The sequence below is a fragment of the Rathayibacter caricis DSM 15933 genome, assembly GCF_003044275.1.
Lineage (GTDB): Bacteria > Actinomycetota > Actinomycetes > Actinomycetales > Microbacteriaceae > Rathayibacter > Rathayibacter caricis.
Map to the genome: position 1 here is coordinate 1,698,167 of NZ_PZPL01000001.1, position 10,818 is coordinate 1,708,984.

Consider the following 10,818-nt stretch of genomic DNA (forward strand, 5'->3'; position numbering starts at 1 on the left):
TGATCGAGTAGCCCGCGCAGCGGGCGTATCGAGATCCACGTCTCCCGAACCCCGCCCCGCCCCTGCCCATCGAGCAGCCCCCCCGAGCGCCGCCCCAGCGATCCCCACCTCACCACCCTTTTCCCCCGTCCCTGTGGCAAAATGATCCGCAATCCCTCGCGAATGCCCGGGATCACCGACGGAACGAGTAGTCATGTCCCGAATCGAGCGCGACGTCGTCGTGATCGGAGCAGGCGCCACCGGGCTCACCGCAGCTCTGCGGCTCCACGAGGCGGGGCGCGACGTCGTCGTCCTCGAAGCCCGCGACCGCGTCGGCGGCCGCCTCGAGACCCGCGAGATCGACGGCCAGATGCTCGAGCTCGGCGGCCAGTGGGTCTCGCCCGACCAGACCGCGCTCCTCGAGACGCTCGACGAGCTGGGCCTGTCCACCTACTCCCGCTACCGCGAGGGCGAGAGCGTCTACATCGGCTCCGACGGCCGCGCCCGCCGCTTCATCGGCGACATCTTCCCGGGCGGCGAGCGCACCGAGGCCGAGATCGGCCGCCTGATCGAGCTGCTCGACCGCCTCGTGGCCGAGACCGACCCGGCCGCGCCGTGGGCGCATCCGCTCGCCGCCGACTACGACCGCATCAGCTTCAGCGCCTGGCTCGAGCAGCAGACCGACGAGGCGGAGGCGCGTGCCAACGTCGCCCTGTTCGTCGCCGACGCCATGCTCACCAAGCCCGCGCACTCGTTCTCGCTGCTGCAGGCCCTGCTGATGGCCGCCAGCGCGGGATCCTTCAGCCACCTCGTCGACGCCGACTTCATCCTCGACAAGCGCGTGCTCGGGGGCCTCCAGAGGGTGCCGGAGCTGCTCGCCGAGCGGCTCGGACACGAGCGCGTGCTGCTCGAGCAGGCCGTGCGCTCGGTGCACTGGAGCGAGGACGGAGTCGAGGTCCGCACCGACGACGCCGTGGTCGCGGCCCGGCACGCCATCGTGGCCGTCCCGCCGAACCTCGTCGGACGCATTCGCTTCGACCCGCCCCTGCCGCACCTGCGCCAGCAGGCCCTCCAGCACCAGTCGCTCGGACTCGTCATCAAGGTGCACGCCACCTACGCGACCCCGTTCTGGCGCGCCGACGGTCTCTCGGGCACCGCGTTCAGCCCGCACGCGCTCGTGCACGAGGCGTACGACAACTCCAACGCGGGGGAGGAGCGCGGCACCCTCGTCGGCTTCGTCTCGGACGAGAAGGCCGACCGCGTGCTCCGCCTGCCCGAGGCCGAGCGCAAGGCCGCGATCCTCGACTCCCTCGCCGCCTACTACGGGCCTGCGGCGCTGGATCCGGTCGTCTACTACGAGAGCGACTGGGCCGCGCAGGAGTGGACGCAGGGCGCCTACGCCGCCAGCTTCGACCTCGGCGGCCTGACCCGCTACGGCGCGCTCCAGCTCGAGCCCGTGGGGCCCCTCCGCTTCGGCACGAGCGACCTGGCCGCCGAGGGCTACCAGCACGTCGACGGCGCGATCCGCGTCGGGCGCCGCCTGGCGCAGGAGATCCTCGACGAGCACGCACTCACCACCGTTCCCCACCGCGAAGGAGCACTCCCCGCATGAGCACCCACTACGCCGTCATCGACCCGGCCTCCGGGCAGACCCTGAGCGAGTACCCGTCGATCACCGACGCCGAGCTGACCGGGGCGATCGGAGCCGCGCACGACGCGTACTCCACGTGGTCGCGCACCGTGCCGGTCGCGACCCGCGCCGCTCTGATCGCCCGCGTGGCCGACCTTCACGTCGAGCGCGCCGACGCGCTCGCCGAGATCATCGTGCGCGAGATGGGCAAGCCGCTCGACCAGGCGCAGGGCGAGGTCGGCTTCGCGGCCGACATCTACCGCTACTACGCCGACAACGGCGAGGCGTTCCTCGCGGACGAGCCCATCGAGCTCTCCGACGGCACCGGATCGGCGTTCGTCCGCCGCGCGGGCCTGGGCGTGCTTCTGGGCATCATGCCCTGGAACTTCCCCTACTACCAGGTGGCCCGCTTCGCCGGCCCGAACATCGTCGCCGGCAACACGATCCTGCTGAAGCACGCGCCGCAGTGCCCGGAGTCGGCCGCCGCGATCGCGGACATCTTCGCCACCGCCGCGGGTGAGCTGGGAGCGCCCGCCGGCGTCTACGTGAACCTCTACGCGAGCAACGACCAGGCCGCCGACGTCATCGCCGACCCGCGGGTGCAGGGCGTCTCGGTCACCGGCTCCGAGCGCGCGGGAGCGGCCGTCGCCGAGATCGCGGGCCGCAACCTGAAGAAGGTCGTGCTCGAGCTCGGCGGGTCCGACCCGTTCGTGCTGCTGTCGACCGACGACCTCGACAAGGCGGTCGAGGACGCGGTCGCCGCCCGCCTGGACAACAACGGCCAGTCCTGCAACGCCGCCAAGCGCTTCATCGTGATCGACGACCTCTACGAGGAGTTCGCGGCGAAGTTCACCGAGGCGTTCACGAAGGCCCAGCCGGCCGATCCGTTCGCGGAGGGGACCCTGCTCGGCCCGCTCTCCTCCTCCGCCGCCACCCAGCGGCTCGAGCAGCAGCTCGCGACCGCCCGCGAGCAGGGCGCCACCGTGCGGGCGAGCGGCGAGGTGACCGGCAACTTCTTCCCGCCCGCGGTCCTCGAGGACGTCACTCCCGAGATGAACGCCTACCGCGAGGAGTTCTTCGGACCCGTCGCCGCGCTCTACCGCGTGCACGACGAGGACGAGGCGATCGCGCTCGCGAACGACACCCCGTACGGCCTCGGCTCCTACCTCTACACGACCGACGAGGAGCAGGCCCTGCGTCTCGCCGACCGGATCGACGCCGGCATGGTCTGGATCAACCTGGTCCTCGGCGACGCCGCCGAGCTGCCGTTCGGCGGCGTCAAGCGCTCGGGCACCGGCCGCGAGATGGGCCGCAGCGCCCTCGAGGAGTTCGTCAACAAGAAGCTCATCCGCATCGCGTAGCCGTCTCGAGACGCCCCTGCGGCGCTGCTCGACCAGCGGGACACCCTTGCTGATCGAGTAGCCCGCGCAGCGGGACTCCTGCTGATCGAGTAGCCCGCGCAGCGGGACTCCTGCTGATCGAGTAGCCCGCGCAGCGGGCGTATCGAGATCCGCCACCGTCAGTGGTCCGTCCGCCGTCCGCTGTCGTGATGGTGGGTCTCGATACGCCCCTTCGGGGCTACTCGACCAGCAAGATCTCGCGGACGTCTCGGGATCCGTCACGCCGTCGCCCCGCAGGCAACCCCGAGCGGGCGCTCGGCGCGCTCACTAGGGTCGAGGGGCGGCACACGCCGCCGCCCACCCGGAAGGTCCGCCCGTCATGCGCGTGTTCGGCTGCCCACACTGCGAGGCCCGTGTCGAGTTCGAGGACGCCGCATGCCTGCGCTGCGGCACCGCTCTCGCCTACGCGCTCGAGACCGATGAGCTCGTCGAGGCCGCGGGCCGGCTGCTCTGCCGCTACCGCGACACGATCGGCTGCACCTGGCTGCAGGAGGAGCTGACCGGCGGCGCCTGCGCCTCCTGCGCCCTCACCGGCGAGCGGCCGGTCGTCTACGACGCCGCCGTGCTCAGTCAGCTGACGGTCGCCGAGTTCGCGAAGCGGCGCCTGATCCGTCAGCTCCGCCACCTCGACCTGCCCGTGCACCGCCGCGAGAACGGCGTCGGGCTCTCCTTCTGGCTCCTGTCCTCGGCGCAGCTCGGCTCCGTGACCACCGGGCACGCCGATGGAGTCGTCACCGTCGACCTCTCGGAGGGGAACGACGCGCACCGCGAGGCCCTCAAGGCGCGCCTGGGGGAGCCGTACCGCACGGTCCTCGGCCACTTCCGCCACGAGATCGGCCACTACTACTGGCAGCAGCTCGTCGAGGGCACCGACCTGCTGCCGGCGTTCCGCGCGCTGTTCGGCGACGAGCGCGCCGACTACGCGGACGCCCTCGACGCGCATTACGGCGGCGCGTCGGGAGCGGACTGGGCGAGCGACCACATCTCGCAGTACGCGACGACGCACCCGTGGGAGGACTTCGCCGAGACCTTCGCCCACTACCTGCACATCGCCGACGCGCTCGAGACCACCGAGGCGGTCGGCATGAGCATCGACGGCCCCCGCGGCCGACTCCCGGAGTCGCTCGCGCACAGCGTGCACTCGAGGGGCGCCGATCGGGTCGCCGGCCTCGAGATGCCCGAGATCCTGCACCGCTGGCACGGCTTCTCGCTCGCCCTGAACAGCGTGAACCGCTCGATGGGGAAGGACGACCTCTACCCGTTCGTCATCACTCCGGTGATCGCCGAGAAGCTCGCCTGGGTGCATGAGCTGGTGCGCCGGGCCGAGTAGCCCGGTCGCGGGCGGCGGTCCCGTCGGCACCGCCGCCCGCCCGCGCTCACTTCTTCGTCAGCGACGACTCCTTGTGCGCGGCCTTCGCGTCGGTCTTGTCGCTCTGCACGATCCAGTAGGGCTCGTCGTCCGAGGCGTTGAACTTCTGCCCCTCGAAGTGGAACTCTTTCGTCTTCTTCTCGACCAGCTCGCCGTGGGTCTCGCCCTGCGAGGTGTTCCAGCTGATCTTGTCGCCCTTCTTCACGAAGCGGCTCCCTTCTCCTCGTCGCGCCGGGGCGCGGTTTCGCCACCGCGCGGCAGCACGATGGTGGTGGTGACGTCGACGATCGCGGGCTCGGCCGGCGCCGACGAGAATCCGAAGCGCACGGGCGGAGTGAGCGGCCGCAGGCCCCCCAGATCGCTCCCGTCGAGCGACGCGGTGACTCCCCGCACCCGCCGGATCGTCCGCACGCCGTAGTACTCGCGCCGCCCGCCGCCCGCGGAGCCGGCGGTGCGGACACCGCGGACCAGCAGGGACGCGACGGGGGAGATCGCGGTCAGCCAGACGGGGCTCTCGGCGACCGGTCGCGGCACGATCCGCAGCAGCCGGCCCAGCGGAGTGACTCCGCCCAGCTGCAACGCGACCTCCAGGCCACCTGCAGTGACCGCCAGGCCGCCGGTGATCCGCCGAGTCCCGACCGGCGCGACCACGATCTCGTCGAAGGTGTACGTCGCCGAGATCAGGTCCGCGACGTCGCCGGTCGGAGCGATGAGCGTCCGGTGCCCGTCGGCCCGCTCGATCATCGCGTCCGAGAACGCGCCGAGCGGCGTGCGCTCCCACAGCCCCAGGACGAGGCGGGTGCCCGACGCCGTGCCGAACCCCGCGATGCGCCCGCGGAAGCGGAGGCGTCGCGAGGCCCGGCGGGCGGTGCTCATCAGGCCGAGCGGAGCAGCGTGAACGACGCGTCGCGGACGATCAGCGTCGTGACCTCGCCCGACACGACCTGGTCGGGGTCGCTCGAGCAGGCGAGCTCCCACTCGGCGCCGGGCGCCTCGGGGACCGTGAACTCGACTCCGTTCTCGGCGGCGTTCAGCAGCAGGGCGAAGGAGGCGCTGCCCTCGTGCGTGAACACGAACGTGATCGAGCGGGCGTCCGGGTTGTCCCAGTCCTCGTCGGCGAAGCCCTCGGCGTCCGAGCGGAGGATGTCGACGGTGTCGGGGCCGCCGTCCCCCGGGGCGCGGCGGAACCACTTGGGCTTCAGCGCCGGCTCGGCGGCGCGGAGCGCGATCAGCTCGCGGGTGAAGGCGAGCAGCTCGCGGTCCGCGTTCTCCCAGTCGAACCACGAGATCTCGTCGTCCTGGCAGTAGGCGTTGTTGTTGCCGCCCTGGGTGCGGGCGATCTCGTCGCCGCCCAGGATCATCGGCACGCCGGCCGAGAGCAGCAGGGTCGCCAGGAAGTTGCGGCGCATGCGGTCGCGGCGCTCGTTGACCGCTTCGTTCTCGGTCGGCCCTTCGGCGCCGTTGTTGGAGGAGCGGTTGTCGCTCTCTCCGTCGTTGTTGTCCTCGCCGTTGGCCGCGTTGTGCTTGCGCGAGTAGGCGGTGAGGTCGGCGAGGGTGAAGCCGTCGTGGGCGGTGACGAAGTTGACGCTCGAGAGCGGCGAGCGCTTGTCGGCCTCGTACACGTCCGGCGAGCCGAGGATCCGCTGCGCGGTCGTGCCGAGCACGGAGTCGGCGCCGTGCCAGAAGTCGCGCACGTCGTCGCGGAACTTCCCGTTCCACTCCGACCAGTCGGCGGGGAAGCCGCCGACCTGGTAGCCCGCGGTGTCCCACGGCTCGGCGATCATCTTGACGGGGGCGAGCACCGGGTCCTGCGCGATGAGGTCGAGGAACGCGCTGTGAACCTCGGCCTCGCCGGTCTGACGCGTCAGCGTCGTGGCGAGGTCGAAGCGGAAGCCGTCGATGTGCATCTCGGTCACCCAGTAGCGCAGCGAGTCCATGATGAGCCCGAGCGCGGCCGGGTGGCTCACGTTGAGGCTGTTGCCGGTGCCCGTGGTGTCGAAGTAGTTGGCGCGGTCCTCCTCCACCAGGCGGTAGTAGGAGCCGTTGTCGATGCCCTTGAACGAGAGCGTCGGGCCCTTGTCGTTGCCCTCGGCGGTGTGGTTGTAGACCACGTCGAGGATCACCTCGAGGCCGGCCTCGTGGAACGCCTTGACCATGGTCTTGAACTCGTCGACCTGCGAGCCGTCGTCGCCGGCGTGCGAGTACTCGTTGTGCGGGGCGAAGAAGCCGATGGAGTTGTAGCCCCAGTAGTTGCGCAGGCCCTTCTCCTCGAGGTGCGAGTCCTGCACGAACTGGTGCACGGGGAGCAGCTCGACCGAGGTGACGCCCAGGTCGGTGAAGTGCTTGATCGCGGCGGGGTGCGCGAGGCCGCGGTAGGTGCCGCGGACGTCCTCGGGCACGTCGGGGTGCAGCTGCGTGAACCCCTTCACGTGCACCTCGTACACGACCGTGTCCTCGAGCGGGATGCGCGGGGCGGTGTCGCCCGACCAGTCGAAGGAGGAGGGGTCCGTCACGACGCACTTGGGCACCGAGGCGGCCGAATCGGCGTCGTTGCGGCGGTCCGCGTCCTCGTAGTACTGGCCGAAGACGTCCTCGCTCCACGCGTAGGAGCCCTCGATCGCGGTGGCGTGCGGGTCGAGCAGCAGCTTGTGCGCGTTGTGGCGCAGGCCGTTCGCGGGGTCCCACGGGCCGTCGACCCGGAAGCCGTAGCGGGTGCCGACGCCCATGCCGGGGACGATGCCGTGGAAGACGTGTCCGGTGCGGTCGGTGAGGGCGACGCGGGTCTCGGCTCCGGACTCGTCGAAGAGGCAGACCTCGACGCTGTCCGCGGTCTCGGAGTACAGGGCGACGTTGGCGCCGTCGTCGCCGCGGAGGGAGACGCCGAGCGGGTACGGGAAAGAGCGGGTGGTTGCGGGCATGCGACCATCCTGACGGGGCCCGCCCGAGACCTCGGGGTGCTTGTCGAGCGCCCGCGCTCCCGGTACTGTTCTGCGGCCTTCCGGCCGCTGCGGCCGGTCAGACCAGCGGAGCCGACCCGTCGGCCGTGAAGACGACCTTCCCGATCGTGCGGTCGGTGCCCGCCGCGCGCCGGGTCAGCACGTCGACGATCTCCTCGAGCGGATGCACGGCGCCGGGCTCCGCGCGCAGCTCGCCGGAGGCGGCGAGTGAGAGCGCCCGCCCGATCCGCTCGGCGGTCGCCACGACGATCAGGTTGCGCACGCTCGGCCGGTCGCGGCGGAGCGCTCCGACGGCCTGGGCACCGAGCGCCGGTCCGTTCGGGACGAGGGTGACGACGCGTCCGCCCGGAGCGAGCAGGATCTCCGCGTCGTGGACGGCGAGGTGCCCCGACACGTCGACGACGACGTCGAAGCGGCCCGAGAGCACGCCGAGATCGAGGGCCCGGTAGTCGTGCGGTTCGGCACCCAGCCCGCGCAGCACGTCGGCGGAGGCGGCGGAGCCGGTCGCCGCGACCTCGCAGCCCGCGCGGACGAGCAGCTGCACGGTCAGCTGGCCGATCGCGCCGGAGCCGCCGCCCACCAGCACCTTCTGCCCCGCGCGCACGCGCAGGGCGTCGACGAGCCCGACGGCCGTTCCTCCGGACATGGCGAGGGTGACGCCCTGCACGAGGTCGAGCGAGGCGGGCAGGGGCACCAGGGAGCCGCCGCGCACCAGGGACGCATCGGCGAAGGCATCGCCGTGGCGGGTCATCCCGACCACGCGATCCCCGATCGAGACGCTGCTCGGGCCGGGACCGACGGCCTCGACGGTCCCGGCGATGTCGAGCCCGAAGCCCAGCGGCCGCGGCCGCCCGACGGCCATCACGCGGGCCGAGCCCGAGAGGATCTTCTCGTCGGTGGCGTTGATGCTCGCCGCGCGGGTGCGCACGAGCACCTCGCCTCGCCGGGGCATCGGCACCGGGGCGTCCCGCCACGAGAGCACGTCCGGTCCGGCGAACCGTTCGTATCCGAGTCGTCGCATCGTGCTCCCGTCGTCCGTGCGGCGCCCGCCGCGTCGTTCGAGCCTAGGTCGTGTCGATCACGACCTCGCGTGCTCGCGACGGCGATCCCGTGTCCGACACGCCCCGGGCGCCGGGGAGGGAGCGGTTCCCGGTGATCCGCAAGGCCTCCGGCCGCCGGGGGCCCCGGTGCTACCGTGGCGCCCATGAGCGCAGACACGAGCCCCGAGTTCTCCGGCTGGACCGGCGAGGGACAGAGCGGCGCCGACCCCTCCGGTCCGGTGACCGACGCGGATCGACCCGACGACGTCCGCCCCGCGGACGCCGAGGTCGAGGAGAGCACGAGCGCGGACGAGAGCCGCGACCCGGACCACGGCTACGACTCGATGGCCGAGAGCGGCACCGAGAACGCCGCCGAGGACGAGGTCTCCGATTCCGAGGACGAGGAGGGGCTGCTGCCCCCCGGCAGCACCGCGGAGGGCAGCGGGACCTCGCTCGGCGCCGTGCCCGCCGAGGCCGCCCGCGAGGCCGAGCCCCTCGGCGAGCACGACGGCGAGGGCACTCCCGGCCAGCTCGCCGACGAGCGCTGGCGCACCAACGGAGTGAACCCGCTGGGCTGACGACACGCGGAGGGGGTTGACCTCTCACCCCCGCAGGAGCGACACCCAGCTTCTCCCCCGGTTGCTCGGAGGTCGCGTCCCGGCTGGCCCCGTAGCGTGCCGGGAGCGCAGGGACCTCCTGCGCGGACGGGGAGTCCCATGTCGTTGTTCCTGAACCGCACCCGCGAGGTCCGCTGGACCCCGGACGAGCGGCGGGCGCTGGCGGAGGCCGTCGCCGAGGACCGCGCGGAGGTGTGGCGCGGGATCGGCGAGCTCGACCGCACGGTCGTCGTCTCGACCGAGGACCCGGGCACGAGAGGCGGCGCCCGCTGGCCGACCGACCACCGCGCCTTCCTCCGGGTCGAGCGGGGTTCCTCCGTGGTGCTCGCCACCGACGGGTTGAGCGACCCGTTCGACCGGCTGAGCCGCCCCGGCACCGGGCTGGGCCTGGAGCTCTGCCTCGAGAGCTCGGCGCTGCGCGGTGTGCCGGCCGCCGCTCTGTGGAACCACTGGCAGTTCCGCCTGCTCTACGAGGCCGCCCGCCGCGCGGCACTGCAGGGCGTCTGCTGCCGGACCGGCGTCGACGTCGCCCGGCTCGACGGCGCCGCCGCCCCGCCGGCCTGGGCCGACGCCGACGGCGCGGTCGGAGTGCTGCTGGGGCTGCGCAGCCCGCGGCTGCCCGATCGCATGGAGCTCGCCACGGGCGACGTCGAGCTGGTCACCCTGACGCCGCTGTGGCCGGAGGAGTACGCCTCGGCGAGCGCGGACGACGCGGCCTGCGCCGAGGTCGCCGCACGCCTGGCGGGTCTGCCGCACGACGAGCTGGTGCACACGGCGCGACCGCGCGTGGTGTGAGTCGCGTGGTCTGAGTCGCGTGGTCTGAGCCGCGTGCTCTGAGCCGCGGTCGTCGGAGCAGCGTCGCGCGAGCGGGGGAGGGCCCTCAGCCCTCCTGCGGCTCCGGCACCACGAGCATCTCGCCCGTGTTGTTCGCGCTCGAGACGAACTGCTCGATCCAGGCGCGGTTCAGCGCGGGCCTCTTGCTGCCGAAGAACCGGAAGTGCAGCGGAGTGGCCGGGTGGATCCAGACCGAGCTGCGCCCGTAGCCGCTCGACTCCGGCTCGGCCCACGAGAGGCTGAACGACTCGTTGCGGCGCATCTTGGTGAACATCGCCACCTTGAGGTGCGCGAGCATCCGGTCCTCGAAGTCGATCTCGAGCGATTGCGGTCCGTAGATCAGTCGTCCCATGGTCTCCACCTTGCCTTCGTGCGGCGCCCGGTGCGTTCACGGGGGCCGGGGCTCGGCCACGGGAGCCCCGGAGAGAGCCTACCCACCGTTCAGGGGACGCGTGACCGCGGAGGATCCGGACACGCGGGGGACGCGGAAACGCCCCGCCGACCGGATCCGAGGATCACGGCCGACGGGGCGCTGCGAGTTCTGAGGAACCGGCGAACCGGACTCCGGAGAAGTCAGGAGTCGGTGATTACTCGCCGACGCCGCGGATGTTCGCGGCCTGCGGGCCCTTGCGGCCCTGCTCGACGTCGTACTCGACGTGCTGGTTCTCGACGAGCTCGCGGTAGCCCTGCTTCGCGATGGCGGAGAAGTGCGCGAACACGTCGGCGCCTCCGTCGTCGGGAGCGATGAAGCCGAAGCCCTTTTCGGAGTTGAACCACTTAACGGTGCCAGTAGGCATTTCTTTTCCTTATGTGTTAATGACGCCTGCCGGAGCGGGCGTCGTCAGATTCCGCACGAGCGTGCGGTACCCGGACGGTTCCTCCTCCGCGCGGATGAAACACGCGTCGATCGGGAACAGCTCGGGTCGTCTTGGGGGCGGAGGGGACCTCCGCGGGGGAGAACGTCCCGCGTTCCGACGGAGTCGGAGGGGCGG

Annotated in this window: 11 protein-coding genes; 5 read left to right on the forward strand and 6 right to left on the reverse strand. The window is 72.0% G+C overall.

The features are described 5' to 3' along the window. The first annotated feature begins 193 nt into the window (after nt 1-193). The 3 genes from C1I63_RS07780 (at nt 194) to C1I63_RS07790 (ending at nt 4,339) form a co-directional block, all read left to right on the forward strand. Nucleotides 194-1,591: a flavin monoamine oxidase family protein gene (locus C1I63_RS07780; protein ID WP_107574406.1), complete on the forward strand. Its 1,398-nt coding sequence runs from the start codon at nt 194-196 to the stop codon at nt 1,589-1,591. Further along, a complete protein-coding gene (locus tag C1I63_RS07785; protein ID WP_107574407.1) occupies nt 1,588-2,970 on the forward strand; it encodes an NAD-dependent succinate-semialdehyde dehydrogenase in 1,383 nt (460 codons plus the stop codon). Before C1I63_RS07780 ends, C1I63_RS07785 begins: the two co-directional genes overlap by 4 nt. Nucleotides 2,971-3,328: 358 nt before the next feature. Then, the gene (locus C1I63_RS07790) at nt 3,329-4,339 is read left to right on the forward strand and encodes a zinc-binding metallopeptidase family protein (protein WP_107574408.1); all 1,011 of its coding nucleotides are present in this window, start codon (nt 3,329-3,331) and stop codon (nt 4,337-4,339) included. Between the two features lie 46 nt (nt 4,340-4,385). Here the strand turns inward: C1I63_RS07790 and C1I63_RS07795 are convergent, their stop codons facing one another. The 4 genes from C1I63_RS07795 to C1I63_RS07810 form a co-directional block, all read right to left on the reverse strand. Beyond that, entirely contained in the window at nt 4,386-4,583 is a 198-nt protein-coding gene (locus C1I63_RS07795) for a hypervirulence associated TUDOR domain-containing protein (RefSeq protein WP_055786225.1), read from the reverse strand. Then, a complete protein-coding gene (locus tag C1I63_RS07800) occupies nt 4,580-5,254 on the reverse strand; it encodes a hypothetical protein (RefSeq protein ID WP_107574409.1) in 675 nt (224 codons plus the stop codon). The genes C1I63_RS07795 and C1I63_RS07800 overlap by 4 nt, the downstream gene beginning before the upstream one ends. Next, nucleotides 5,254-7,296: a glycogen debranching protein GlgX gene (glgX, locus tag C1I63_RS07805; RefSeq protein WP_107574410.1), complete on the reverse strand. Its 2,043-nt coding sequence runs from the start codon at nt 7,294-7,296 to the stop codon at nt 5,254-5,256. The genes C1I63_RS07800 and glgX overlap by 1 nt, the downstream gene beginning before the upstream one ends. Before the next feature lie 97 nt (nt 7,297-7,393). After that, nucleotides 7,394-8,356, reverse strand: a complete 963-nt coding sequence (locus C1I63_RS07810; RefSeq protein WP_107574411.1) for a quinone oxidoreductase family protein — start codon at nt 8,354-8,356, stop codon at nt 7,394-7,396. Nucleotides 8,357-8,539: 183 nt separating this feature from the next. Between C1I63_RS07810 and C1I63_RS07815 the strand changes: the two genes are divergently transcribed. Continuing rightward, entirely contained in the window at nt 8,540-8,953 is a 414-nt protein-coding gene (locus C1I63_RS07815) for a hypothetical protein (RefSeq protein ID WP_107574412.1), read from the forward strand. Nucleotides 8,954-9,091: 138 nt separating this feature from the next. Further along, entirely contained in the window at nt 9,092-9,787 is a 696-nt protein-coding gene (locus C1I63_RS07820) for a hypothetical protein (protein ID WP_107574413.1), read from the forward strand. Nucleotides 9,788-9,872: 85 nt separating this feature from the next. Here the strand turns inward: C1I63_RS07820 and C1I63_RS07825 are convergent, their stop codons facing one another. Both C1I63_RS07825 and C1I63_RS07830 read right to left on the reverse strand, forming a co-directional pair. Next, nucleotides 9,873-10,178: a DUF7882 family protein gene (locus C1I63_RS07825; RefSeq protein ID WP_055788845.1), complete on the reverse strand. Its 306-nt coding sequence runs from the start codon at nt 10,176-10,178 to the stop codon at nt 9,873-9,875. Nucleotides 10,179-10,413: 235 nt separating this feature from the next. Continuing rightward, nucleotides 10,414-10,623: a cold-shock protein gene (locus tag C1I63_RS07830; RefSeq protein ID WP_055786246.1), complete on the reverse strand. Its 210-nt coding sequence runs from the start codon at nt 10,621-10,623 to the stop codon at nt 10,414-10,416. Between the last annotated feature and the right edge of the window lie 195 nt (nt 10,624-10,818).

Coding starts and splice junctions, on each gene's coding strand:
- C1I63_RS07780 (WP_107574406.1), top strand. CDS start 194: ATGTCCCGAATCGAGCGCGACGTCGTCGTGATCGGAGCAGGCGCCACC.
- C1I63_RS07785 (WP_107574407.1), top strand. CDS start 1,588: ATGAGCACCCACTACGCCGTCATCGACCCGGCCTCCGGGCAGACCCTG.
- C1I63_RS07790 (WP_107574408.1), top strand. CDS start 3,329: ATGCGCGTGTTCGGCTGCCCACACTGCGAGGCCCGTGTCGAGTTCGAG.
- C1I63_RS07800 (WP_107574409.1), bottom strand. CDS start 5,254: ATGAGCACCGCCCGCCGGGCCTCGCGACGCCTCCGCTTCCGCGGGCGC.
- glgX (WP_107574410.1), bottom strand. CDS start 7,296: ATGCCCGCAACCACCCGCTCTTTCCCGTACCCGCTCGGCGTCTCCCTC.
- C1I63_RS07810 (WP_107574411.1), bottom strand. CDS start 8,356: ATGCGACGACTCGGATACGAACGGTTCGCCGGACCGGACGTGCTCTCG.
- C1I63_RS07815 (WP_107574412.1), top strand. CDS start 8,540: ATGAGCGCAGACACGAGCCCCGAGTTCTCCGGCTGGACCGGCGAGGGA.
- C1I63_RS07820 (WP_107574413.1), top strand. CDS start 9,092: ATGTCGTTGTTCCTGAACCGCACCCGCGAGGTCCGCTGGACCCCGGAC.
- C1I63_RS07825 (WP_055788845.1), bottom strand. CDS start 10,178: ATGGGACGACTGATCTACGGACCGCAATCGCTCGAGATCGACTTCGAG.
- C1I63_RS07830 (WP_055786246.1), bottom strand. CDS start 10,623: ATGCCTACTGGCACCGTTAAGTGGTTCAACTCCGAAAAGGGCTTCGGC.